14 protein-coding genes and 1 tRNA gene are annotated in these 22,922 nt (G+C 65.2%); 9 read left to right on the forward strand and 6 right to left on the reverse strand.

Annotated elements, in window-relative coordinates:
- Positions 1 to 82: 82 nt before the first annotated feature.
- Entirely contained in the window at positions 83 to 2,524 is a 2,442-nt protein-coding gene (locus tag BCO18175_RS00520; RefSeq protein ID WP_174978915.1) for a mechanosensitive ion channel domain-containing protein, read from the forward strand.
- 27 nt (positions 2,525 to 2,551) lie between these two features.
- On the opposite strand, the gene BCO18175_RS00525 is transcribed toward BCO18175_RS00520, so the two are convergent.
- The gene (locus BCO18175_RS00525) at positions 2,552 to 3,385 is read right to left on the reverse strand and encodes a CerR family C-terminal domain-containing protein (protein WP_174978916.1); all 834 of its coding nucleotides are present in this window, start codon (positions 3,383 to 3,385) and stop codon (positions 2,552 to 2,554) included.
- A gap of 92 nt (positions 3,386 to 3,477) precedes the next feature.
- On the opposite strand from BCO18175_RS00525, the gene BCO18175_RS00530 reads away from it, so the two are divergent.
- The 5 genes from BCO18175_RS00530 (at position 3,478) to BCO18175_RS00550 (ending at position 10,232) form a co-directional block, all read left to right on the forward strand.
- On the forward strand, positions 3,478 to 4,599 hold the full coding sequence (locus BCO18175_RS00530; protein WP_174978917.1) for an HlyD family secretion protein: 1,122 nt from the start codon (positions 3,478 to 3,480) through the stop codon (positions 4,597 to 4,599).
- Positions 4,592 to 6,178 carry an MDR family MFS transporter gene (locus tag BCO18175_RS00535; RefSeq protein ID WP_174978918.1) on the forward strand — a complete coding sequence of 529 codons (1,587 nt, stop codon included), beginning with the start codon at positions 4,592 to 4,594 and terminating at the stop codon, positions 6,176 to 6,178. The genes BCO18175_RS00530 and BCO18175_RS00535 overlap by 8 nt, the downstream gene beginning before the upstream one ends.
- A gap of 13 nt (positions 6,179 to 6,191) precedes the next feature.
- Positions 6,192 to 7,679 (forward strand): efflux transporter outer membrane subunit, encoded by a 1,488-nt coding sequence (locus tag BCO18175_RS00540; protein ID WP_174978919.1) that lies wholly within the window; start codon positions 6,192 to 6,194, stop codon positions 7,677 to 7,679.
- A gap of 328 nt (positions 7,680 to 8,007) precedes the next feature.
- Positions 8,008 to 9,543: a catalase gene (locus BCO18175_RS00545; RefSeq protein WP_174978920.1), complete on the forward strand. Its 1,536-nt coding sequence runs from the start codon at positions 8,008 to 8,010 to the stop codon at positions 9,541 to 9,543.
- A gap of 77 nt (positions 9,544 to 9,620) precedes the next feature.
- Positions 9,621 to 10,232 carry an ankyrin repeat domain-containing protein gene (locus BCO18175_RS00550; protein WP_174978921.1) on the forward strand — a complete coding sequence of 204 codons (612 nt, stop codon included), beginning with the start codon at positions 9,621 to 9,623 and terminating at the stop codon, positions 10,230 to 10,232.
- A gap of 80 nt (positions 10,233 to 10,312) precedes the next feature.
- Here BCO18175_RS00550 and BCO18175_RS00555 read toward each other — a convergent pair whose 3' ends face one another.
- On the reverse strand, positions 10,313 to 11,107 hold the full coding sequence (locus BCO18175_RS00555; RefSeq protein ID WP_438820478.1) for an APH(3')-II family aminoglycoside O-phosphotransferase: 795 nt from the start codon (positions 11,105 to 11,107) through the stop codon (positions 10,313 to 10,315).
- A gap of 775 nt (positions 11,108 to 11,882) precedes the next feature.
- On the opposite strand from BCO18175_RS00555, the gene BCO18175_RS00560 reads away from it, so the two are divergent.
- Both BCO18175_RS00560 and BCO18175_RS00565 read left to right on the forward strand, forming a co-directional pair.
- On the forward strand, positions 11,883 to 13,715 hold the full coding sequence (locus BCO18175_RS00560) for a S53 family peptidase (protein ID WP_174978923.1): 1,833 nt from the start codon (positions 11,883 to 11,885) through the stop codon (positions 13,713 to 13,715).
- A gap of 452 nt (positions 13,716 to 14,167) precedes the next feature.
- Positions 14,168 to 15,829, forward strand: coding sequence for a DUF3300 domain-containing protein (locus BCO18175_RS00565; RefSeq protein ID WP_174978924.1), 1,662 nt, complete (start codon positions 14,168 to 14,170; stop codon positions 15,827 to 15,829).
- A gap of 113 nt (positions 15,830 to 15,942) precedes the next feature.
- On the opposite strand, the gene BCO18175_RS00570 is transcribed toward BCO18175_RS00565, so the two are convergent.
- Positions 15,943 to 16,593 (reverse strand): pyridoxamine 5'-phosphate oxidase family protein, encoded by a 651-nt coding sequence (locus BCO18175_RS00570; RefSeq protein ID WP_174978925.1) that lies wholly within the window; start codon positions 16,591 to 16,593, stop codon positions 15,943 to 15,945.
- A 320-nt stretch (positions 16,594 to 16,913) separates the two neighbouring features.
- On the opposite strand from BCO18175_RS00570, the gene BCO18175_RS00575 reads away from it, so the two are divergent.
- Positions 16,914 to 18,380 (forward strand): PLP-dependent aminotransferase family protein, encoded by a 1,467-nt coding sequence (locus BCO18175_RS00575; RefSeq protein ID WP_174978926.1) that lies wholly within the window; start codon positions 16,914 to 16,916, stop codon positions 18,378 to 18,380.
- A 22-nt stretch (positions 18,381 to 18,402) separates the two neighbouring features.
- Here BCO18175_RS00575 and BCO18175_RS00580 read toward each other — a convergent pair whose 3' ends face one another.
- The 3 genes from BCO18175_RS00580 to rpoD form a co-directional block, all read right to left on the reverse strand.
- Positions 18,403 to 19,953: a phospholipase D family protein gene (locus tag BCO18175_RS00580; RefSeq protein WP_174978927.1), complete on the reverse strand. Its 1,551-nt coding sequence runs from the start codon at positions 19,951 to 19,953 to the stop codon at positions 18,403 to 18,405.
- A gap of 264 nt (positions 19,954 to 20,217) precedes the next feature.
- A tRNA-Ile gene (locus tag BCO18175_RS00585) sits at positions 20,218 to 20,293 on the reverse strand.
- A gap of 129 nt (positions 20,294 to 20,422) precedes the next feature.
- Positions 20,423 to 22,846, reverse strand: a complete 2,424-nt coding sequence (gene rpoD / locus BCO18175_RS00590; RefSeq protein ID WP_174917465.1) for an RNA polymerase sigma factor RpoD — start codon at positions 22,844 to 22,846, stop codon at positions 20,423 to 20,425.
- Positions 22,847 to 22,922 lie beyond the last annotated feature (76 nt).

The following is a 22,922-nucleotide window of genomic DNA, read 5'->3' on the forward strand; positions in this document are numbered from 1 at the left end:
GTTCCGATCGCGATCATGTTAACTTCCGTCCATCGTTCAGCCCGGCGGGCCGCGCGCCGATGCGCGCCCGCATGCCTACTCCATGCGACATTTCCTCCTCGGCTGGCTGCTTGCCGCCGTCATCTCGGCCGCCCACGCGGCCGCTCCCGTCCCTGCCGCCGCGTCAGCCGCGTCCGGCACCGCGCCCGCGCTGACACCGCAACAGGCGCAGCAGGCACTCAATGTGCTCGAGAATCCGCGCGCTCGCGCGCAGGTCGAAACGACGCTGCGTGCCATCGCGGCCGTCGGCGCGCTGAGCGCGCCCGCGGTCGCGGCAAGCGACGCGGCTGCGGCCAGCGGCGCATCGGCTGCCGCGGCCCCGGCCGCGCTCGCGTCGAACGGGCTCGCGTCGATGCTCGTCCGGCAGGGGTCGCGCTGGACCACCGAAATCGGCGGTGCGCTGAAGGAATCGCTGCACTCGCTGCTCGATGTCGGCTCGGTTGGAAGCTGGTGGCATGACCGGCTGGTGCGCGCCGACGAGCGCGCGGATCTTGCGCACGCGCTCTGGATCATCATCGCCGTGCTCGTGCCCGCGCTCGTCGTCGAATGGTTCGCGAAGCGGCTGTTGCGACGTGCGCTGGCCGCATTGGCCGCACGGCGCGCCGGCACGTCGCCCCCCACTGCGCCCGACTCCCCCACGCCCGCCGACGACAACGCGCCGCCGGACACGCCCGACGCCCCCGACACCGCGCCCGCAGCGTCGCAAGGCCGTGGCCACGCGCGCCGCCACACCACGCTGCTGCACCGGATGCCGCGCGCGCTCGTCAGCCTCGCGTTGCGTGCGGTGCCGCTGCTCGTGTTCGTCGGCGTCGCGAGCCTGACGATGTCGGCGATCGGCGATACGGGCACGCCGATCGAATCCGCGCTCGAAGCGCTGATCGACATCTACGTGATCTGCCGGCTCGTCACGATCGTCAGCCGGCTGTTCTTCCAACCCGATGCGCGGCAATTGCGGTTGCTGCATATCAGCGACGCGTGGGCCGATTTCGCGCAACGCTCGATCGCGCGGATCGTGATCGTGGTTGGCGCCTGCACGGCCGCTGTCGAGATCGCCGCGAACTTCGGTCTCAGCGACGCCGGTCACGTCGCGCTGCTGAAAGCCGTCGCGCTCGTCGGGCACCTGATGGTTTCGGCACTGATCCTGCAGTGCCGCCAGCCGGTCGCCGCGCGGATCCGCGCGGCCGGCGACGGCCGCCCTTCCTTCACGATGATCGCCAACGCGCTCGCGGACGCATGGGCGCCCGTGTCGGTATTCATCGTGATGGCGCTGTGGTTCGTGTGGGCGCTCGACGTCCACAACGGCTACCGCGTGCTGATCACGCTCGGCGGCCGCTCGATCGCCGTCATGATCGGCATGCGGATGGTGTCGATCGTCGTGTTCGGCGCGCTCGCACGGCTGTTCCAGGACCGCGACGAAGACCGCACGCTCGTTCATCTGCACGCATACCGCTACTACCCGCTGCTGCGCCAGATCGTGTCGGGCGCGATCGGCATCGTGACCGTCGTGCTGCTGCTGCAGATCTGGGGCGTGCCGATCTTCCGCGCGTTCGAAACCGGCACGATCGGCCACCGGCTCGCGTCGGCGCTGGTGACGATCGCGATCGCGGCCATCGTCGCGCTCATCGTGTGGGAAGCCGCGAACATCGCGATCGAGCGCCGGCTGCAGCGATGGACGCGCGAAGGCAATCTCGTGCGCGCGGCGCGGCTGCGCACGCTGCTGCCGATGCTGCGCTCGCTGCTGTTCGTGATGATCGCGCTCGTCGTCGTGCTGACGGGCCTCAGCCAGCTCGGCGTGAACGTCGGCCCGCTGCTTGCCGGCGCCAGCATCTTCGGCGTCGCGCTCGGCTTCGGCTCGCAGAAGCTCGTGCAGGATTTCATCACCGGGATCTTCCTGCTGATGGAAAACGCGATGCAGGTCGGCGACTGGGTCACGCTCGCCGGCGTGTCGGGCACGGTCGAGTACCTGTCGATCCGCACCGTGCGGCTGCGCGCCGGCGACGGATCGCTGTACACGATCCCGTTCAGCTCGGTGACGACCGTCAACAATACGAATCGCGGGCTCGGCAACGCAGCCGTCAAGATCGGCATTGCCTACGGCGAGGATATCGATCGCGCGATCGCGACGCTCAAGGAGATCGGTGCCGCGTTGCGCGACGATCCGAAGTACCGCGACGGCATCCTGTCGGACTTCAGCTACTGGGGTATCGACCAGGTCGACGGCGCGACGCTCGCGCTGGCTGGACAGATGCAATGTACGGACTCGACGCGCTGGAGCGTGCAGCGTGAATTCAACCGGCGGATCGCCGAGACGTTCCGCGAACGCGGCATCCGGATCGCCAATCCGCAGCGCAGCGTCGTTGCGTACGCGGACGGATCGCAGCCTGTCGTCAATGGCGAAAACGGTAGCAACGGCGGCAACGGCCATGCTGCCGAACCGACGGCCCGGCCGCCGTCGCCCGCCGAACCGGCGCGCAAGCCGGGTTGACCCGCCGGGGCTGACGGCGCGCCGCGTTCAACGCGCGGCAGGCTTGTTCACGCGTCGAGTGCTTTTCGCGGCGGGTGCCGACGCCCCCGCCTTCGCCGAGCGTTTCGCCACCGCGCCCCGCCCCGGCTTCGAGCCGGCTTCAGGATCCGCAGCTAATACGTCACGCTGCGCGTGCCATTGCTCGAGCAGCACGCGTGTCTGTCCGGCGATCGTGTCGGTCAGCAGCGCCGCACGCTCGCCCTCGAATGCCTCCCATTCGAGCAACTGCAGCGCCGAACGCTGCGCCATGTGGAACACCGTGATCTGCCCGAACAGGCTCAGCGCGCGCAATCGCGTGACCGGATCATTGGCCGGCCGCCCCGAGATACGGCCGATCAACTCGGCGCTCACGTCGTTGAGCGGCTTGCGCATGCGTTTCATCAGGATTTCGCTCGCGCTCGCCGGCTCCTGGCCGCCTTGCTCGCGCGCGAAGAACATCCGCTGGTTCATCGTCTTCGGCGCCGTGAACATCCGGTCCGCAAGCGCCCGCAGCAGCCCGACGAACGCATCGATCAGCACGTCGACGTCCGCGTCCGCATCGAGCATCGCCCACGCATGGCCGACTGCCGGCGCGAACACATCCCAGCCGTGCTCCGCGATCGTCTCCACGCACGCGCGGTACACGCCTTCCTTGTTCTCGAAGTAGTACTGGAGCGCCGGCGCGTTCACGCCGGCCATCGCGGCGATCTCGCGTGTCGACGCACCCGCGAACCCGCGTTCGCCGAACAGTTCGATCGCCGCCTCGATGATCCGCTGGCGCGTTTCGTCGCCGCGGGCGTAGCCGCCCGCCGACGTGCGGCGCAGCTTCTTCGCTTCGTTCATGCCTTCCTCGTCATTCGGTCGATCGACATTCTACTTGACACAATTTTATCAACTGGAATAATTCTTCCACTTGGAATAAATTGGATGCCAGCATGTCGACGCTGCAAGACTCTCCACAGAAAGCAAATCGTCAGGAAAACGGAACAAAACCGCGAAACGGCAACCGCTCGAAGCGGCGCGTCCTGCTCGTCGTCGCCGTGCTCGCGGCCATCGGCGGCGCCGTCTGGCTCGGCCGCTGGTGGACCGTCGGCCGCTTCATCGAAAGCACCAACGACGCGTACCTGCAGGCGGACAGCATGACCGCCGCGCCGAAGGTCGCCGGTTACGTGACCGACGTGTATGTGCGCGACAACCAGGCCGTGAAGGCCGGCGATCCGCTCGTGCGGCTCGATGTCCGCCAGTACCAGGTCGCGCTTGCACAATCGCTTGCGACCGTCGACGCGCGCCGCGCGGATATCGCACGCGCCGAGGCCGACATCAGCCAGCAGCATGCGAATCTCGAACAGGCCGACGCGCAGGCGAAGGTGTCGCGCATCAATGCGCAGCACGCCAGCGACGAATACTCTCGCTATGCGCCGCTCGCGGCGACCGGCGCGGAAACGCACGAACGCGTGGCCGACCTGAAGAGCACGCGCGATCAGGCGGCGGCGACGCTCGCCGCGAACAATGCGTCGATCGCTGCCGCGCGCACGCAGATCGCGTCGTTCACCGCGCAGCTCCAGCAGGCGCACGCGCAGCTCGAAGCCGCGCAGGCCAGCGCCGCGCAGGCGCAGCTCGATCTCGACAACACGATCGTGCGCAGCACCCTCGCCGGCCGCGTCGGCGATCGCACGGTGCGCGTCGGTCAATACGTGCAGCCCGGCACGCGCCTGCTGACCGTCGTGCCCGTCGACTCGATCTACCTCGTCGCGAACTTCAAGGAAACGCAGATCACCAACATGCGTATCGGCCAGCCCGTCGAACTGCACGTCGACGCGCTGCCGGACGGTGCGCTGTCCGGCGTCGTCGACAGCTTCGCACCCGGCACGGGCGCGCAGTTCGCGCTGCTGCCGCCCGAGAATGCGACCGGCAACTTCACGAAGATCGTCCAGCGCGTGCCGGTGCGCATCCGCCTCGCCGCGAACGCCCGCGCGCAGCGCATGCTGCTGCCGGGGCTGTCGGTGACGGTCGACATCGATACGCGCTCGGCCCGCGACGAGACGCATCATGGCTGAACCGTCCGCCACGATGCCCGTGCCGCCGCACGAAGGCCGCGCGAGCGTGACCGACTGGATCGCGGTCGCGGCCGGCGCGCTCGGCGCGCTGATGGCGACGCTCGACATCTCGATCACGAACTCCGCGCTGCCGCAGATCCAGGGCGAAATCGGCGCGACCGGCACCGAAGGCACGTGGATCTCGACCGGCTACCTGATGTCCGAGATCGTGATGATCCCGCTCGCGGCATGGCTCACGCGCGTGTTCGGGCTGCGCAATTTCCTGCTGACGAACTCCGCGCTGTTCATCGCGTTCTCGATGATGTGCGGCTGGTCGCATTCGCTGCCGATGATGATCGCCGGCCGGATCGGCCAGGGCTTCACCGGCGGTGCGCTGATCCCGACCGCGCAGACCATCATCCGCACGCGGCTGCCGCTGTCGCAGTTGCCGGTCGGCATGACGCTGTTCGGCCTGATCGTGCTGCTCGGGCCGCTGTTCGGCCCCGTGCTCGGCGGCTGGCTCGCGGAAAACGTGAACTGGAGCTGGTGCTTTTTCCTGAACCTGCCGGTGTGCCTGCTGCTGATGGCGCTGCTGGTGTTCGGGCTGCCGTCGGACCGCCCGCAATGGCACTCATTCTTGAACGCGGACTGGCTCGGAATCTTCGGCCTCGCGATCGGGCTGAGCTCGCTGACCGTCGTGCTCGAGGAAGGCCAGCGTGAACGCTGGTTCGAATCGCAGATGATCGTCATGCTGAGCATCGTGTCGCTCGCCGGGATGATCCTGATCGCGTTGTCGCAGATCTTCGCGAAGCGACCGATCATGCGGCTGTCGCTGATGCGCAACCCGCGCTACGCGAGCGTGATCGTGATCGTGTCCGCGGTCGGTGCCGGGCTGTACGGCGTGTCCTACCTGCTGCCGCAGTTCCTCGCGATCGTCGCCGGCTACAACGCGGAACAGGCAGGCGCGATCATGCTGCTGTCGGGGCTGCCCGCCTTTCTCGTGATGCCGATCCTGCCGCGCCTGCTCGGCAAGGTCGATTTCCGCATCCTCGTGATCTCGGGGCTGCTCCTGTTCTGCCTGAGCTGCATGCTCGACATCAGCCTGACCGCGCAGAGCGTCGGCCACGACTTCGTCTGGTCGCAACTGATCCGCGGCGTCGCGCAGATGCTCGCGATGATGCCGCTCAACCAGGCATCGATGGCGGCCGTCGCGCGCGAAGACTCGGGCGATGCGGCCGGGCTCTACAACATGGCGCGCAATCTCGGCGGCTCGATCGGGCTCGCGATCATCGGCACCGTGATCGACCGGCGCACGACCTTCCATACGGCCGCGCTCCGCGAATCGGTGACGGCGAACTCGCTGATCGGGCAGGACCGGCTGTCGGCCTACGCGGCCAACTGGTTCGCGCACACCGGCGACCTCGCGTATTCGAACATGCGCGCGCTCGGACAGCTGGCGCAGCAGATCCAGATCCAGGCCGTCGTGATGACCTACTCCGAAACTTTTTATCTGCTGGGCCTCGCACTGCTCGCCTGCGTGCCGCTCGCGCTGCTGCTGAGAACGCCGCGCGGGCCGCAGCCGATGTCGTCCGGCCACTGAACCGTCTTACGCGATGAAACCCTTCTCCCTGCCCCGCCGCCCCGCGCTCATGCTGTGCGCGGCCGCGTGCCTGCTTGCCGGCTGCACGGTCGGCCCCGACTACCGCGGCGCGCCCGCCGCACCGGATGCGCCGACTTTCGTGCGCGCGCCTGCCTCCGGCGTCGATACCACTGCACCCGCGCCGAGCGCGTGGTGGCACAGGCTCAACGATCGCCAGCTCGACGACCTGATCACCGCCGCGCTCGCGTACAACCCCGATCTGCACGCTGCGCAGGCACGCTTGCGCGCGTCGCGTGCGCAGCTCTCGCAACAGCGCGCGGCGCAGTTGCCGAAATCGTCGGCCACCGTCGCCGCCATCCGCATGCGCGAGCCGGACGTTAGCGCACTCGGTTCGCTGCTGCCGTCGAACGGATCGAGCCAGTCGGGCGGAACATCGCCGTCGCTGGGTGGCTCGGGCCCGCTGCAGCTCTATTCGGCAGGCTTCGACGCGACCTGGGAAATCGACCTGTTCGGCGGCACGCGCCGCGCGGTCGAAGCCGCGTCCGCACAGGCGGAAGCGGTCGACGCCGACCTCGCCGATACGCAAGTGTCGATCACGGCCGAAGTCGCGAACGCGTACGTCGATCTGCGCGACCAGCAGCAGCGGCTCGCGCTGTCGCGCCGCACCGCCGAGTTGCAGCAGGAGATGCTCGACCTCACGCAGCAGCGCCGCGCGCGCGGCGTCGCCGCAGATGTCGACATCGAACGCCTGACGACACAGGTCGAAAACACGCGCGCATCGCTGATTCCGCTCGACGCGCAGGTGACGGAATCGCTCGACCGGCTCGCGATCCTGACGGGCCGCGCGCCCGGTGCGCTCGACGCAGCACTGTCGACACCGGACACGCCGCTGCCGACGCTGCCCGGCAGCGTCGCGATCGGCGATCCCGCTGCGCTGCTGAAGCAGCGCCCCGACATTCGCGCGGCTGAACGCCGGCTCGCATCGAGCAATGCGCAGATCGGCGAGCACGTCGCCGATTATTTCCCGAAAGTGACGCTGCTCGGCGATCTCGGCTTCAGCGCGACCGACCCGGGCCACCTGTTCCGCAAGCAGAACTTCACGTGGGTTGGCGCGCCGTATCTGCAATGGAACATTCTCGACTTCGGGCGCACGCGCGGCGCGGTGCGCGCGGCCGAAGCGTCGCGTGACGAAGCGGAAGCGAACTATCAGAAGGCGGTGCTGGGTGCCTTGCAGGATGCCAACACGGCGTTGCAGCGCTACGGGCACCAGCGCGAGCACGTCGTCGCGCTCGCCAAGGTGCAGACATCGGCCGTGCATTCCCGATCGCTGATGGACGAGCGCTATCGCGCGGGCGTCGCATCGATGATCGACCTGCTCGATACGCAACGCGAAGCGCTGTCCGCGCAGCAGAACGTGATTGCCGGGCAAGCCGAACTGATCAAGGACTATGTGTCGCTGCAGAAGAGCCTCGGGCTCGGATGGCAGACTGGCGCAGGTTGACGTCGATTGGATCGGTGCCACACGGCCGGGATTGTCGGCGCTACTGCGGCACCGATGCTTGAAATGCGGATCGCAAAACCCGCGCAAGGTGTCGAATTTTCAATGCGTCCGGGCTCGACGAGCATGGATCGCTTCACGATGCGCGATGCAACAACTATTTGCGCGCGCAACAATATTCACCATCGGCACCGATAGCAACCGGGCTGGCACCGCATCGACGGCGCGGCTATCGAAAACATATCCAATATCAATTAGCCAATCGTCTGACGATCTCTTCTAATTCAGTCGGCTTCCCCACCACCGATCGGATTCAAGGAGTTCCATCGTCATGTCCTCATCCTCCAATCGCGTGCTGAGACACGCAGTCGCCGCGATCTGCGTTGCACTTTCCGCGTCCCCCCATGCCGCCGAACTCACTCGAGACACGGGCGCCCCCGTCGGCGACAACGAGAATTCGCAGACCGCCGGCCCTGCCGGCCCCGTGCTTCTGCAAGACTCCGCACTCATCGAGAAACTGCAGCGCTTCGATCGCGAACGCATTCCGGAGCGCGTCGTGCATGCACGCGGCACCGGTGCATTCGGCGAGTTCGTGCCGACCGCCGACATCTCGAACCTGACGAAAGCGAAGGTCTTCACACCCGGCACCCGCACGCCGGTATTCGTGCGCTTCTCCACCGTGATGGGCTATCGCGGCTCGCCCGAACAGGCCCGCGATCCGCGCGGCTTCGCGGTGAAGTTCTATACGCAACAGGGCAACTGGGACATGGTCGGCATCAACTGGCCCGTGTTCTTCATTCGCGACGGCATCAAGTTCCCCGACTTCGTTCACGCGAACAAGCCGAGTGCCGTGACCGGCGTGCAGGATCCGAACCTCGCCTTCGACTTCTTCGCGAACACGCCCGAAGCGACGAACATGCTGACGATGCTGTACACGAACGCGGGCATGCCCGATTCGTATCGTCACATGGACGGCTTCGCGGTGCACGCGTTCAAGTTCGTCAATGCGCACGGCGACGTGCACTACGTGAAGTTCCACTGGAAAAGCCAGCAAGGCGTACACGGCCTGCGTCCGCAAGACATCGACGCATCGATCGGGCGCGACTGGAACATGATGACGAACGACCTGTACGGCGCGCTGAAGCAAGGCGACTTCCCGAAGTGGGATCTGTACGTGCAGGTGCTCACCCCGCAGGACCTGAACCGGTTCGACTTCGATGCGCTGGACGACACGAAGGTCTGGGCCGGCGTGCCCGAGCGCAAGATCGGCACGATGACGCTGAACCGCGTGCCCGACAACTACTTCCAGTCGACCGAGGAGTCGGCGTTCGCGCCGTCGCGACTCGTGCCGGGTATCGAGCCGTCCGAAGACCGGATGCTGCAGGACCGCCTGTTCGCGTACGCCGACACACAGATGTACCGGCTCGGCGCGAACTACATGGACCTGCCGATCAACCGGCCCGTCGTGCCGGTGGTCAACAACAACCAGGACGGCAAGATGAACGCCGGTGACCGCAAGGGCGAGGTGAACTACGAACCGTCGACGCTGCATGAACTCGCGCCGAATCCGCAGTACAAGTCCGTACGCATGACGCTCGGCGGAACGACGCAACAGGAAGCGATCCACAAGAAGCTGCGGTTCCGTCAGGCGGGCGAGTACTACCGCAGCCTGTCGCAGCAGGACAGGGACGACCTGATCACCGCGCTGTCCGGCGATCTCGGCAAGGTAACGAACGCGCACAACCAATACGCGATGCTGTCTTACTTCTACAAGGCCGATGCCGACTACGGCACGCGTCTCGCGCAGGCCGTTCACGCCGACGTCGGTCAAGTGCAAGCGCTCGCGGCAAAACTGAGCGAGAACTGATCCCGCGACGCCGGTCGCTGTCGACGTGCGGGGTTGCGCCGCGCACGTCGACCTTAGACAACCATCAGGACATCCTCATGCAATCCAAACGCCTGACGCGCGCGATCCGCTCGACCGCAGCAATCCTGGCGCTGGCCGCACTCGCCGGTTGCGCGCACCTTCCCGACCGGCCAGCGTATACGCGTGCCGACCCTGCCGCGCTGCGCCGCTACGACGGCGACTGGTTCGACGCCGCCCGTGTCGGACGGGTCGACATCCTGCGTGCACTGCACGACGCCGGCTATCCCGTCGACGCCACCGACAGCCACGGCTTTACGGCCGTGATACTCGCGTCCTACGATGGCCAGCCAGCCGCGCTCGACTACCTGCTGTCGGCCGGCGCAAACGCATGCGCCGGCGACCGTCACGGCAACACGGCACTGATGGGCGCCCTCTTCAAGAACGAACCCGACATCGCGCGGCGCCTGATCGACACGCAATGCCCGATCGACCAGACGAACGGCGCCGGGGAAACCGCGCTGGGATTTGCCACGCTGTTCAATCGATTCGAGCTGATCCCGCTCCTCGTCGCGCGTGGCGCGAATCCGGATCATGTCGATCGGCGCGGCCAGTCGCTGCTGCAACTCGCGCGGTCGCATGAGAACACGGAAGCCGAGGATGCGCTGCGGCATGCAGGTGCGGAACGGTAAAGAGCAGGATTCCTGCTTGTTTCCGGTAACGCGGAGGAACAAGGAAACGTCCTCTTGCGTCACCCTGACACTCCGCGGAATCAGAAAAACTCGTCGAGCAGCCGGTAGAAAGCGATCCGGCCCGGATCGGGCTGCTCGATTCCGTACCGGGTAAAGAAAGGCGCGACCCATTCACTGCCGAGATCTGCTTCGATATCACGCGCTGCCAGCGCCAAATCCTGATAGCGATCGGCCACGCCGAGGCGTCCGCAGTCGATGAAGCCCGAGAAGCGACCGTTTTCGACCATGAAGTTGGGCAGGCACGCGTCGCCGTGCGTAACGACCCTGTCCTCGATCGACGGCCGGCTCGCCCGAAGCCTGGCAAACAGTTCGTCGAGCGACACGCCCATATTCGCCTCATCGAGGTTGTCCTCGTCGACGAGCCCCGCGTTCATCCGTGCACGGGCGCGCGCGATACGAGACTCGGCACCATGATCGAACGGACAGGTTGCCGGATCGAGCCGATGCAGCGCACGCAGCGCGTCGGCGATGATCGCCACCTTCTCCGCCGGCCCGAGCGGCGCGACTTCGAGATTTTCGCCGCACACGGCACTCAGCAGCATCCACTCGCGCCCCGCCGCCGATGCCACCTCGAGCACCTGCGCGCCCGGCGAACCCGTCGTCGCCAGCCAACGCAGTCGCGCCGCCTCGTCGCTCAGTTCGCCCAGCGGTCCCGCCGGTTCGGTCTTGACGAACCGGCACGATCCGTCTTGCGCATCGAGCCGGAACACCGCGGCATCCGACTGCCCTTCCGTCTGTCGCGTCCATCGGCAATCTGCCAGCGTGGCGTTCCAGGTTGCGGGCACTTCGATGCAAAGCCTTTCTTTATCGATCACGTCAGATTCGATCCTCGTTGACTGGGGCGGCATGCGAAACGTCGAACACCTCGCGACTTCATGCCCCACTTCCTGCTGCCCGCGGACTCGACTTTCTCCGCCGCGTCCCTGCGATTCGAGTCACGCCTCGAACACGATCGGCCAAATGCGCCTCTATTACGCGAGGAACCAGAAATGATCAGCAAATCGCATTCGCCATTACTTTCTTTGTGGGCTTCGAATATTACAAAACACTGCCAATGTTTTCAAAAACATTGCACTTATTCGCTTTAATTTAGTTTCATATAATCAAAAAAAGTTTGACACCTCGCTTTCGTTCTTGATACCGTCCGATGCAAGCAATCTGACGAATTGCTCTCCACGCAATCGTTTCCGCTCTACGTTTTTTCGCTTCCGCCGCACCGAAGTGCTCGCCGCCGGCTGTATCGTTCGCGCGCCGGCGCATGCAACATCCCGATGCATCTCATTGGACAACTGCCATCCGGCAGCGGGCCGAAGGATCGAACCAAATGAGCAGGACACCGAAGCTGTTGCTCTAGCAATCCCGCCCGCGCCATGCCCGGCGCAGTTGCGTCGTTTCGCGGCGCAACCTTCCCGTTACCGCGCTTTCCGTATTTCGCCCCCGGAGAAAAAACACCTTTCCGGATCGGGCGAAAGGCCCTGTCGCGTCCGTGCCATCCGCACGCGTGCGACAGAAATCGGCGGTGCATGACCCGCGCCGCTGTCGACCGTTGTTGTTCGTGCTGTTCGATGTTCAACCGGAGGGGTAATTCAAATGAATCAGGTTGCAGACAAGAAACAAAAGCATATTCGCCTCGTCAAGCTCGCATTCGCCGCAGCAGCAGCCGCGTCGTTCGGCATGGCGACCGCCTACGCCGCGCCTGCGGCCGGCTGGACGGAAACGCACACCAAGGGCTTCCTGCCGCTCGTGCAGCAGAGCGAAGCCGGTACGGCCGGCGCGCCGGCCGCGAGCACGGCTGCTGCTGCAACGGCAGCAATCGAGATGGCGCCGGGCGAATCGGTGGACATCGTGCTCGGGCTGAACCTGCGCAACGAGGCGCAACTCGACCAATACCTGCACGACCTGCATACGCCTGGTTCGCCGCACTACCGGCAGTTCCTCACGCCGGCACAGTTCGCGGCGCAATATGCGCCGACCGACCAGCAGGTCGCCTCGGTCGTCGCGCATCTGCGCAAGGAAGGCTTCGTGAACATCGTGGTCGCGCCGAACCGCCTGCTGGTCTCCGCGTCCGGTACCGCAGCCACCATCAAGTCCGCGTTCCGCACGACGCTCAAGCGCTTCACGCGCAACGGTCGCAGCGTCTACGCGAATACCGACGCCGCACAAGTGCCGAACGCGATCGGCGGCGTCGTGGGTTCGGTGCTGGGCCTGCAGAACGTCGAGCTGATGCACACGGGCGCGGGCAGCCAGCCGCAAGGCAACACCAGCAACCTGACGATTCCGGCCGGCGCATCGGCCGTGCCGCACAACCCGACCGAATTCTCGTCGATCTACGGCGGCGACGGCACGCCGACGGCCTCGCAGACCACCGTCGGCATCATCTCCGAAGGCGACCTGTCGCAGACGGTGAGCGACCTCAATACGTTCGCCTCGAACAACAGCCTCGGCTCGATCAGCAGCAGCATCGTGAAGACGGGCCCGTCCGGCAGCTCGTACACCGACACCGACGGCACCGTCGAATGGAACCTCGACAGCCAGTCGATCGTCGGCGCGGCCGGCGGCAGCGTGAATCAGGTCGTGTTCTACGTCGCACCGTCGATGACGCTCACGGCGATCACCGCCGCGTACAACAAGGCCGTGACCGACAATGTCGCGAAGGTGATCAACGTGTCGCTCGGCGTGTGCGAATCGTCCGCGAACAGCACCGGCTCGCAGGCAACCGACGACACCATATTCAAGCAAGCGGTCGCGCAGGGGCAGACCTTCTCGGTATCCGCCGGCGATCACGGCGCGTACGAATGCGCGAGCGGCACGCCGTCGCGCTCGACCTACACGGTGAGCGAACCGGCAACGTCGCCGTACGTGATCGCGGTGGGCGGCACGACGCTGTTCACGAATACATCGACCAACGCGTACAACAGCGAGATCGTGTGGAACGACCCGAGCTGGCAGCCGGGCACGGTGTGGTCGACGGGCGGCGGGTACAGCAAGTACGAAGCCGCGCCGTCGTGGCAATCGTCGAGCCTCACCGGATCGACCAAGCGCGCACTGCCTGACGTCGGCTTCGATGCGGACCTGCGCACCGGCGCGATTCTCGTCGTGAACGGCCAGACGTCCGACACGCTGTGGGGCTCGGGCTATCTGAACAACGAAGGCGGCACGAGCCTCGCCGCGCCGATCTTCACGGGCATCTGGGCGCGCTTGCAGTCCGCGAACAACAACGCGCTCGGGTTCCCTGCGTCGAGCATCTACAAGTACTTCCCGAGCAACGCGGCGCTGCTGCACGACGTCACGTCCGGCAACAACGGCAGCGGCACCTACGGCTACAAGGCGAAGGCCGGCTGGGATGCAACGACGGGCTTCGGCAGCGTGAACATCTCGAAGCTGAACACGTTCATCCAGAGCACGTCGGATTTCGCACGCTGATGGATCGATGAACGCACCGGTTCCGCGTGCGCGCCGTCGCGCACGCATGGAACCGGATGGAATCGTTTGAACAACCCGCGAAGGCTGCAAAGCCTTCGCGGTTTTTTTGCGTTCACGTAATCTCGCGGAGCGAGCATCAGGCGCAGCGACGCACTTGTCGACCTTTCAATAGTTGCGCAAGCAACTTTCATGACCCTTACCCGGGCAGTGCCAACCCGCTTACGGACTGCAAGGTACACATACTGTTACACAACACCCGGACAACTTCCGCGCGTGTCGTGCGTTTAACTGGATATATCGATTCGTCGCGGGACAAACACCATGCGAACACGACCTTGCCGCCTGCTCCGGCCGATGCCTCCGGAGCATGTGCAAACGGTCGCGGCACAGTGCTCAAGCCGATCGCGCGGCCCGCATATCTGCCAACGCCGACTCCACACCGAACGCACAACATGACCAACACACGTGCACACCGCCCCGTCAGGACGCTGATCGCGTCGTCCCTCATCGTGTCGCTGCTCGGCCTCTCGGCCTGCAACAAGAACGGGGACAGCAGCGCCGCCGCTCCGGCCAGCGATGCAAGTGCGGCCGCGGCGGCACAGCCCGCATCGACGCCCGTCGCCTACACACCGCCGACTGCCGACCAGCTCTACCAGATGGTTGCGCCGATCGCACTCTTCCCCGACAAACTCGTCGCACTGGTGCTTGCGGGTGCAACATACCCGGACCAGGTCACGGCCGCCAACAACTGGGTCATGCAGAATCCGTCGTTGAAGGGGCAGGCACTCGCAACCGCCACCGATACGCAGCCGTGGGACCCGTCGGTCAAGGCGTTGACCGCGTTCCCCGCGGTGTTGTCGCAGATGGCGTCGAACCCGGCCTGGACCACGTCGCTCGGCCACGCGTACTACAACGATCCGACCGACGTGATGAACGCGATCCAGGCGATGCGCCAGCGCGCGCAGACGTCCGGCCATCTCCGCTCGGGCGGCCAGATGCGGGTCACGCAAGTCGCGCAGGCCGCACCGTCCGGCTATACGCCGGCCACCGACGCGCCCGTGGTCTACGCCGGGCCGGCGATCGTGCCGCCGCCCGCGCAGGCCATCGAGATCGAATCCGCACAGCCCGATGTCGTCTATGTTCCGTCTTACAACCCGACGGTCGTTTACGGCGAGCCGGTTTCGTCCTACCCCGGCTACATGTATCGGCCGCCTTCATACAGCACCGGTGAAGTCGTTGCCGCCGGCGTGATCACGTTCGGCGTCGGCATCGCCGTCGGCGCCGCGATCTTCGGGCACCACGACTGGGGCTGGCATGCATGGGGTATGAACTGGGGCGCGCCGCATCCGGAAGGCCCCCGCTGGAACGGCGGCTGGCAGCGCCCGGCCGTGGTGTACAACCACACCACGTACGTGTCGAAGTCGACCACCGTGATCAACAACATCACCAACATCCGCAACACGCGCATCACGAACAACTACGGCGGCAACGTCACCAACAACACGACGAACACGACGATCGAACGCAACACGATGCAGCCGGGCGCGGAGCCGATGCGCGGGCAGGCCATGGAGCAACGCCCGGGCGCCATGCCGATGACGATGCCGCACTTCGGCGCGAACGACGCGCGCCCTGGCGCGCGCCCATCGCCCGACGCGTTCGCGCAGAACCGTGCGAACGAACCGCATGCCGAAACACCGGCGCAACATGCGCCCGGCGCGATGCGCGAGGAGCGGCAGCAAGCGCTGCAGCAGGAGCATGCCGCGCAGGAAAATCGCGTGATTGCACAACAACAGCAAATTCAGCAACAGCAGCGTAACGAAGCACTACACCAACGCGAAGAAATGCAGCAACACAACGCAGCGGAGCAACAGCAGCGCGAGGAGATGCAGCAACGCAATGCGGCGCAGCAACAGCAGCGCGAAGCCATGCAGCAACGCAACGAAGCTCAGCAGCAACTGCACAAGGAAACGCCGCCTCGCAACGACGCGCAACCGCAGGAACGCGCGGCGCCGCAGCCGCGGCAACCGACCACCGAGCACGCGCTCGCACCGCATCCGCACCCTGCGGAGTCGCATCCGCCGCACGAGGAGCATGAGCACCGTACCGAGTGAAACGCCCCCCCGTCACGGCAGCGCGGCATTCGCGCTGCCGGCCAGCGAAACCAGCGCCCCCCAACACCTCGCGCCGCCGTTTTTCTCAATACCGCGCGGCCTTGCAGCGCAACTCACTCGGCCCAGTTGCGAACGTAGTCCGGCACCGGCATGTTGCCATCGGCATGAACCGGCTCACCGCGCTTCGTCGTCAGCGGCAGGATTCCCGTCCAGACAGCGAGCGCAAGATCTTCGTCCTTGTCGGACGGCATCGAATCGCTGACTTTCACGGCGGCTTCCGCAAGGGCAATCCGCAGCACGCTGGTCGCATTGAGTTCCTTCTCGTTGCCGGGCCGCGCGTCATGCTTGCGACCCGGTGCGATCTTGTCCATCAATGCACCCAGCGCCACGAGCTTGTCCCCACTGCCCTCCACGATGTCGAACCGCCCGTAGATCACCGCGGATCGATAATTCATCGAATGGTTGAAGGCCGACCTGGCCAACACGAGACCGTCCAGCAACGTAATCGCGACGGAGGCCTGTGCGCCTGCCGACAGCGCCTTGATCATCCGGCTGCCGTTGGACCCGTGAATATAAAGGTCATCGCCGCGTCGCCAGTGCGCAGTTGGAATGCAGTGCGTGTCCTCGCCTGCGCCGAACGCGATGTGGCAGACGTAGGCCGCGTCCACGATGCGATGCAGCATCGCGCGATCGTGGTTCGCCAGTTCCGGCAAGCGGCGAATGGTGGTGCGGGATGTGGAAGAGATGACGGCATGGTCTTTCATGTTTCGCTTTCCTGTTTGCGCGCCCTTGCGCGCATCGAGCGGCCCACATTCCGGAAAGATGCAGGCATCCACTCTGAATATATTTGCACTACGAAGTTAATCGAATCGAACGCTACGGCTTCCACGCCTGATCGACCGGTCGACCGGTCGATCGGCCCATCGACAATCGCCTGCCAGATCGATCAAAATACGCGCGTGCCGCTATCCGTGACGATCGCCGGAAATACCGCGCGCCGGCCGGCACCGCGAGAACGTGAACGATACGACGCGCGTCGAATCTTCAAAAGAACCAGCTCAACGAAAAATTCTAGAACCAGCCCATGGATCTCGCGCTGCTCATCTCATCGCTTTCCAGACAGGACGGCACGACACGCCACAGCCAGCAGGAAGCCCTCTACCGGAGCCTGCGCAACCTGCTGCTGGACGGGCACATCCCGCCCGGCACGCGGCTCGTGTCGACGCGCGTGCTCGCGGCGGAGCTGGGCATCGCGCGCAACTCGGCGGTGTACGCGTATGAGCGCCTTGCCGAGGAAGGCTTCGTGGCGGCCACGCGCAACGGAACGGTCACGCTATGGGATGGATGCGGCCGTTCCAGCGCAGGGCTCGAAAGCGGCCCGGCCCCGGTTCAATTGTCCGAGCGCGTGCACGGGCTGGAGAACGCCGATCCGGAACCCGAACGCATGCTGCCGTTCGTTCCCGGCCTCCCTTCGCTCGATGAATTCCCCATTGCCCAATGGCGCCGCTGCATCGAGCGCGCATGGAAAGTCATCAAGCCCGCGCAGCTCGCCTACGGCCCGGTCGAAGGACTGCCCGAGTTACGGCGTGCCGTGGCCGCCTACATCCGGGTCTCGCGAGGCGTGCGCTGCGAAACTGGCCAGGTATTCATCACCGACGGCACGCAAAGCAGCCTCGAACTGTGCGCGCGCATGCTGGCGAATCCCGGTGAATATGGCTGGCTCGAGAACCCTTGCTACAACGGCGCCCGAACCGCATTCCGCTCGACCGGGCTGGATCTGGTGCCGATCGAGGTCGACCACGAAGGGATGGCGCCAACCGACGAACAGTGGCGCACCCGGCCGCCCCGGCTGATCTACACGACACCATCGCACCAATACCCGCTCGGCGCGCTGATGAGCCCCCGGCGACGAGCTGCGCTCGTCGAGCACGCACGTGCGTGCGGCGCTTGGATCATCGAGGACGACTACGACAGCGAGTTCCGCCACGGCGGCCAGCCGCTACCCGCGATCCAGGGCTTGCATGCCGACGCACCGGTCTGCTATCTCGGCACCTTCAGCAAGACGATGTTTCCCGCCCTGCGGCTCGGCTTCATGGTGGTTCCGCCGGTTTTGGTCGAACGCTTCACCAGAACGCTGCGCGAACTCGTCCATCGCGGTCATTCGGCCGATCAACTGGCGATGGCCGAATTCATCGACACCGGCCTCTTCGCGCGGCACCTGCGCAGGATGAGGACGCTGTACGCCGAGCGGCGGAGCAGCCTCGAAGCGGCACTCGCCCGCCACCTTGGCAACGTGCTGAGCGTTCGCGAAAGCCCGGGCGGCATGCACCTGTCGGCGGATCTCGCGATGCCGCTGCACGATACCGACGTCGCCCGCGCCGCGGCCGCACAGGGCCTGCTGCTTCAGCCGCTGAGCAGCTACCGGGTCGGCGACGGCCGGCCGTACAACGGCTTCGTGCTGGGATACGCCGGGTTGAACGACGCGACGATCGAGGCCGCGACGAGACAGCTCGCAGCCGTCATCGAGCAGCACGGCCGCACGCGTTGCTGAGCGTCACGCGCGACGTCGTCGCTCACAGCTGCGACTCGAGCGGAAACAGCCCGAGAAACCAGACTTCCATCCGCCGCGGGGCCGACACTTCCGGCTCGTGATCGAGCTCGGTGACCTTCCCGTCCGAATCGGTCTGAATCCACTTGAGCTGCCCTTTACCCGCCGGATCGGTCCTCAGCTCGACGCGCCACGCGATTCGATCGAGCCGCGCCTCCAGATCGTTGGCGACCTGCGACGCAATCGCCGGACTCTCGCAGTAAACGCCGATCTCCGTATTGAGGTTCAGCGAGCGCGGATCGAGATTCATCGAGCCGATGAAAATGCTCTTGTGGTCGAACACGTAGGTCTTCGCGTGCAGCGACGCACGTGACGACCCGATGATGACCTGCTTCGAAATGCTCTTGTCACCCGATGGCCGCCGCTCGTAAAGCCGCACGCCGGCCGCCACGAGATCGCTTCGGTAGTGCCGGTAGCCCGCATGCACGGCCGCCACGTCGGTCGACGCGAGCGAGTTGGTCAGCACCGTTACGCGCACGCCGCGCGCGGTGAGCGCGCGCAGCCGCTCGACGACTTCCTTGCCCGGCACGAAATACGGCGACACGATCAGCAGGTCATGTTCGGGCTGCAACGCGAGCGCCCGCAACTGCGGCATCAGGTGCCCGTCGCTGTCCTTCGGCGCGTGTGCGATCTTCGACGGATCGTCGTACAGCACAGTCGCGTGGCCCCACGACAGTTCCGTACCCTGCCCGTGAACGATCCGGTCGAGCCGCTGCCTGGCCTCGAGCACGTACGGATTGTCCTCCATGGCCCTCAGGTAGTCGCGCAACCGTTCGCGCTCGCGATCCAGCCCGCCCGGCGCTGCATCGTGCCCGACCAGCGCACTGATCGGATACGCATACGGCGAATTCCAGAATGTGTCGAATTCCGTCGAGATGTTCTTCACGACCGGGCCGTGAACGACGACATCGAGATCGCCGAACTCCAGCATCGACGATGCGCCGAAGTACTCGTCGCCGATATTGCGGCCGCCGACGATCGCCGCCTGGTTGTCCGCGATCATCGCCTTGTTGTGCATGCGCCGGTTGACGCGCGAGAACTCGAACACCGTGCCGATCTTCTTGAAGCGTCGCGTGGCGACCGGATTGAACAGCCGGATCTCGATGTTCGGATGCGAACTGATCTCGAGCAGCTTGCGGTCGTCCGCGTTCGTGCCGAGATCGTCGAGCAGCGCACGGACGCGCACGCCACGATCGGCCGCGCGAATGATCGCGTCGGCCAGTTCGTGCCCGGTCAGGTCGTCATGCCAGATGTAGTACTGAAGGTCGATCGACCGGTCCGCGCGATCGGCAAGCAACACGCGCGCGTCCAGCGCATCAACCGGATCGGTCAGCAGATGAAACGCATCCTGCCCTGGATGCGCACTGGCCTGCTGCTGGAACGCGACGCCCAGCCGCGTGTTGTCCGTATCGGTGTACGCGTGCGTCGGCGCTCGATCGGCCTGCGGCGGCAGGCTCGCACATGCGACGAGCACAAGCAACGAAAGAATCGCACCCCACGAACGCAGCATCGTCATGATTGACGTCCCACTCCCGGCCGAAGTCTGTTTATTCTCGCCGCCGGATGGATCGCGGGGCTGTTTGGCTTTCCTTCGGCCGCAACCCGCGTCGCGTGTCGAGTGTGAAGCGGCCGCGCTACAGCATACTTCGATTGACCGTGGCGCGACACCTTCTCGGTACTTTCCTGATCCTGACGCTCGTCACGCGTCCACGCAAAGAAAAACCCGCGACGCATGAAGCCATCGCGGGTTTTCGGCATGCGCGATCGCGCGCATGAAATCTGGTGGGCCCGGCGGGGTTCGAACCCGCGACCAATCGATTATGAGTCGACTGCTCTAACCGCTGAGCTACAAGCCCTGATGAGAAGCAAAGCGTGTCACACGCCGCCCCGACAACGAAGCCGGGCCGGCATTGTAACAACAAAGGAGACAAACGCCACCGGCATCACGCAGATACCGGCGGCGTTCGCAGGAGAGACGCTGGAAATCAGTTCCCTTCGAGGAACGACTTCAGCTTGTCGGAACGGCTCGGGTGACGCAGCTTGCGCAGCGCCTTGGCCTCGATCTGACGGATCCGCTCGCGCGTGACGTCGAACTGCTTGCCGACTTCCTCGAGCGTGTGATCGGTGCTCATCTCGATACCGAAGCGCATCCGCAGCACCTTCGCCTCGCGCGGCGTCAGCGAATCGAGCACGTCCTTCACGACGTCGCGCATGCTCGCATGCAGCGCGGCATCCGCCGGCGCGACCGTGTTGTTGTCCTCGATGAAGTCGCCGAGATGGGAATCGTCGTCGTCACCGATCGGCGTTTCCATCGAGATCGGCTCCTTCGCGATCTTCATGATCTTGCGGATCTTGTCTTCCGGCATCTCCATCTTCTCGGCAAGCGTTGCCGGATCCGGCTCGAGACCGGTTTCCTGCAGGATCTGCCGCGAGATGCGGTTCATCTTGTTGATCGTCTCGATCATGTGAACCGGAATACGGATCGTGCGCGCCTGGTCAGCGATCGAACGCGTGATGGCCTGGCGGATCCACCACGTCGCATAGGTCGAGAACTTGTAGCCACGACGGTATTCGAACTTGTCCACCGCCTTCATCAGGCCGATGTTGCCTTCCTGGATCAGGTCGAGGAACTGCAGGCCGCGGTTCGTGTACTTCTTCGCGATCGAGATCACGAGACGCAGGTTCGCCTCGGTCATTTCGCGCTTCGCCTGGCGTGCCTTCAGTTCGCCGGCCGCCATCTGGCGGTTGGTTTCCTTCAGGTCCTTCAGCGGCAGCACGACGCGCGCCTGCAGGTCGAGCAGGCGCTGCTGCTGTTCGCGGATTGCCGGAACGTTACGCGACAGCACCGCGCTGTACGAATGGCCTTCGGCCATGATCTTCTCGGACCAGTCGAGGTCGGTTTCGCTGCCCGGGAAGCGCGCGATGAATTCCGAACGCGGCATGCCGCACTTGTCGACGACGATGTGCAGGATCTGACGTTCGACCTGACGCACTTCGTCCACCTGCGCACGCAGCGTGTCGCACAGACGCTCGACGGTACGCGCGGTGAAGCGGATCGTCATCAGTTCGGTCTGGATCGTTTCCTGCGCCTTCAGGTAGGCCTTCGACTTGTAGCCTTCCTTTTCGAACGCGCGGCGCATCTTGTCGAACCACTCGCTGATCTGCGAGAACTTGTCGAGCGACGCACGCTTGAGGGCTTCGAGCTGGGCGGCGTTGGCCGATGCCTGGGCGGCACCGTCATCCTCCTCCTCTTCCTCTTCTTCCTCTTCCTCTTCGGCTTCCTCGTTCTCGTTCTCGATGGCTTCCGCTTCCTTCGCGGAGAATCCGTCGGTATCGGCGGAGTCCGAAGCATTCGGATCGAGCAGGCCGTCGACGAGTTCGTCGACGCGGATCTCTTCGTTCGCGACGCGTTCGGCCATCGCGAGAATGTCGGCGATCGTCGTCGGGCACGCGGAGATGGCCATCACCATGTGGCGCAGGCCGTCCTCGATCCGCTTCGCGATCTCGATTTCGCCTTCGCGCGTGAGCAGCTCGACCGTACCCATTTCACGCATGTACATCCGGACCGGATCGGTCGTGCGGCCGAATTCCGAATCGACGGTGGACAGCGCAACTTCCGCTTCCTCTTCGACTTCATCGTCCGACGACGCGGCGGGAGCGTTGTCGTTCAGGAGCAGCGTTTCCGCGTCCGGCGCCTGCTCGTAGACCGCCACGCCCATGTCGTTGAACGTGCCGATGATGCCTTCGAGGGCTTCGGTCTCGGTGAAGTTGTCCGGCAGGTGGTCGTTGATTTCGGCGTACGTGAGGAAGCCGCGCTCCTTGCCGAGCTTGATCAGCGCGCGCAGTTTCACGCGGCGCTCCTCGAGCTCCTCGGCCGTACCCGGCGTGCTCGTCGCGAACGCTTCCTTCAGTAGCGCCTTTTCCTTGGCGCGACGATCGCGCACCTTGGATTTGCCCGGTGCAGCCGCCGCTGCTGCTGCGGGCTGCTCGTCGCTCTGATTTGCGTCGTCTTCGACGGATACTTCGTTCAGCTTTTTGGTCATGGAGTTCGCCGTACCGGCTATATCGACTCGCGGCTGCTGGACGACAGCCGGTTGAACCGTGGGTGCATGAGTAGTACGTACTGCCGTTTCGTCCGCGGCGGCAGTCGTGTCCCTTGCGCTTTTCGCACTTGCCCGCTTCGCCGCCGGCTTGGCCGGCCCGGAGTCGGGTCTGGCGGCAGCCCGTGTTCTGGCTGCCGACGCCGGCGCAGCCTGAGCAGTGCCGGCCGCGGTTTTCTTTCCTGCAGGGGCTGACGTGGCTGAAGACGTTGTCCTGGTGGAAGAAGCAGACTTGGCCGCTGTGACCTTTTTGGTCGGCTCCGTCGAGCCCTTGCCTGCTGCTTTCTTTCCGCCTGTCGTCTTTGCCATCGCGATTCTCGCCTCTGCTTAGAAAACAAACCGCTGGAAACCTTATATTATAGCACGCTGGGGAACCCTCTCTAAG

The organism is Burkholderia lata (assembly GCF_902499335.1).
Classification (GTDB): domain Bacteria; phylum Pseudomonadota; class Gammaproteobacteria; order Burkholderiales; family Burkholderiaceae; genus Burkholderia; species Burkholderia lata_B.

What these genes read in the sequence shown, in the direction of transcription:
- BCO18175_RS00550 (WP_174978921.1), top strand. Translation starts at nt 9,621, where the DNA reads ATGCAATCCAAACGCCTGACGCGCGCGATCCGCTCGACCGCAGCAATC.
- rpoD (WP_174917465.1), bottom strand. Translation starts at nt 22,846, where the DNA reads ATGGCAAAGACGACAGGCGGAAAGAAAGCAGCAGGCAAGGGCTCGACG.
- BCO18175_RS00530 (WP_174978917.1), top strand. Translation starts at nt 3,478, where the DNA reads ATGTCGACGCTGCAAGACTCTCCACAGAAAGCAAATCGTCAGGAAAAC.
- BCO18175_RS00575 (WP_174978926.1), top strand. Translation starts at nt 16,914, where the DNA reads ATGGATCTCGCGCTGCTCATCTCATCGCTTTCCAGACAGGACGGCACG.
- BCO18175_RS00565 (WP_174978924.1), top strand. Translation starts at nt 14,168, where the DNA reads ATGACCAACACACGTGCACACCGCCCCGTCAGGACGCTGATCGCGTCG.
- BCO18175_RS00535 (WP_174978918.1), top strand. Translation starts at nt 4,592, where the DNA reads ATGGCTGAACCGTCCGCCACGATGCCCGTGCCGCCGCACGAAGGCCGC.
- BCO18175_RS00560 (WP_174978923.1), top strand. Translation starts at nt 11,883, where the DNA reads ATGAATCAGGTTGCAGACAAGAAACAAAAGCATATTCGCCTCGTCAAG.
- BCO18175_RS00570 (WP_174978925.1), bottom strand. Translation starts at nt 16,593, where the DNA reads ATGAAAGACCATGCCGTCATCTCTTCCACATCCCGCACCACCATTCGC.
- BCO18175_RS00580 (WP_174978927.1), bottom strand. Translation starts at nt 19,953, where the DNA reads ATGACGATGCTGCGTTCGTGGGGTGCGATTCTTTCGTTGCTTGTGCTC.
- BCO18175_RS00520 (WP_174978915.1), top strand. Translation starts at nt 83, where the DNA reads ATGCGACATTTCCTCCTCGGCTGGCTGCTTGCCGCCGTCATCTCGGCC.
- BCO18175_RS00540 (WP_174978919.1), top strand. Translation starts at nt 6,192, where the DNA reads ATGAAACCCTTCTCCCTGCCCCGCCGCCCCGCGCTCATGCTGTGCGCG.
- BCO18175_RS00525 (WP_174978916.1), bottom strand. Translation starts at nt 3,385, where the DNA reads ATGAACGAAGCGAAGAAGCTGCGCCGCACGTCGGCGGGCGGCTACGCC.
- BCO18175_RS00545 (WP_174978920.1), top strand. Translation starts at nt 8,008, where the DNA reads ATGTCCTCATCCTCCAATCGCGTGCTGAGACACGCAGTCGCCGCGATC.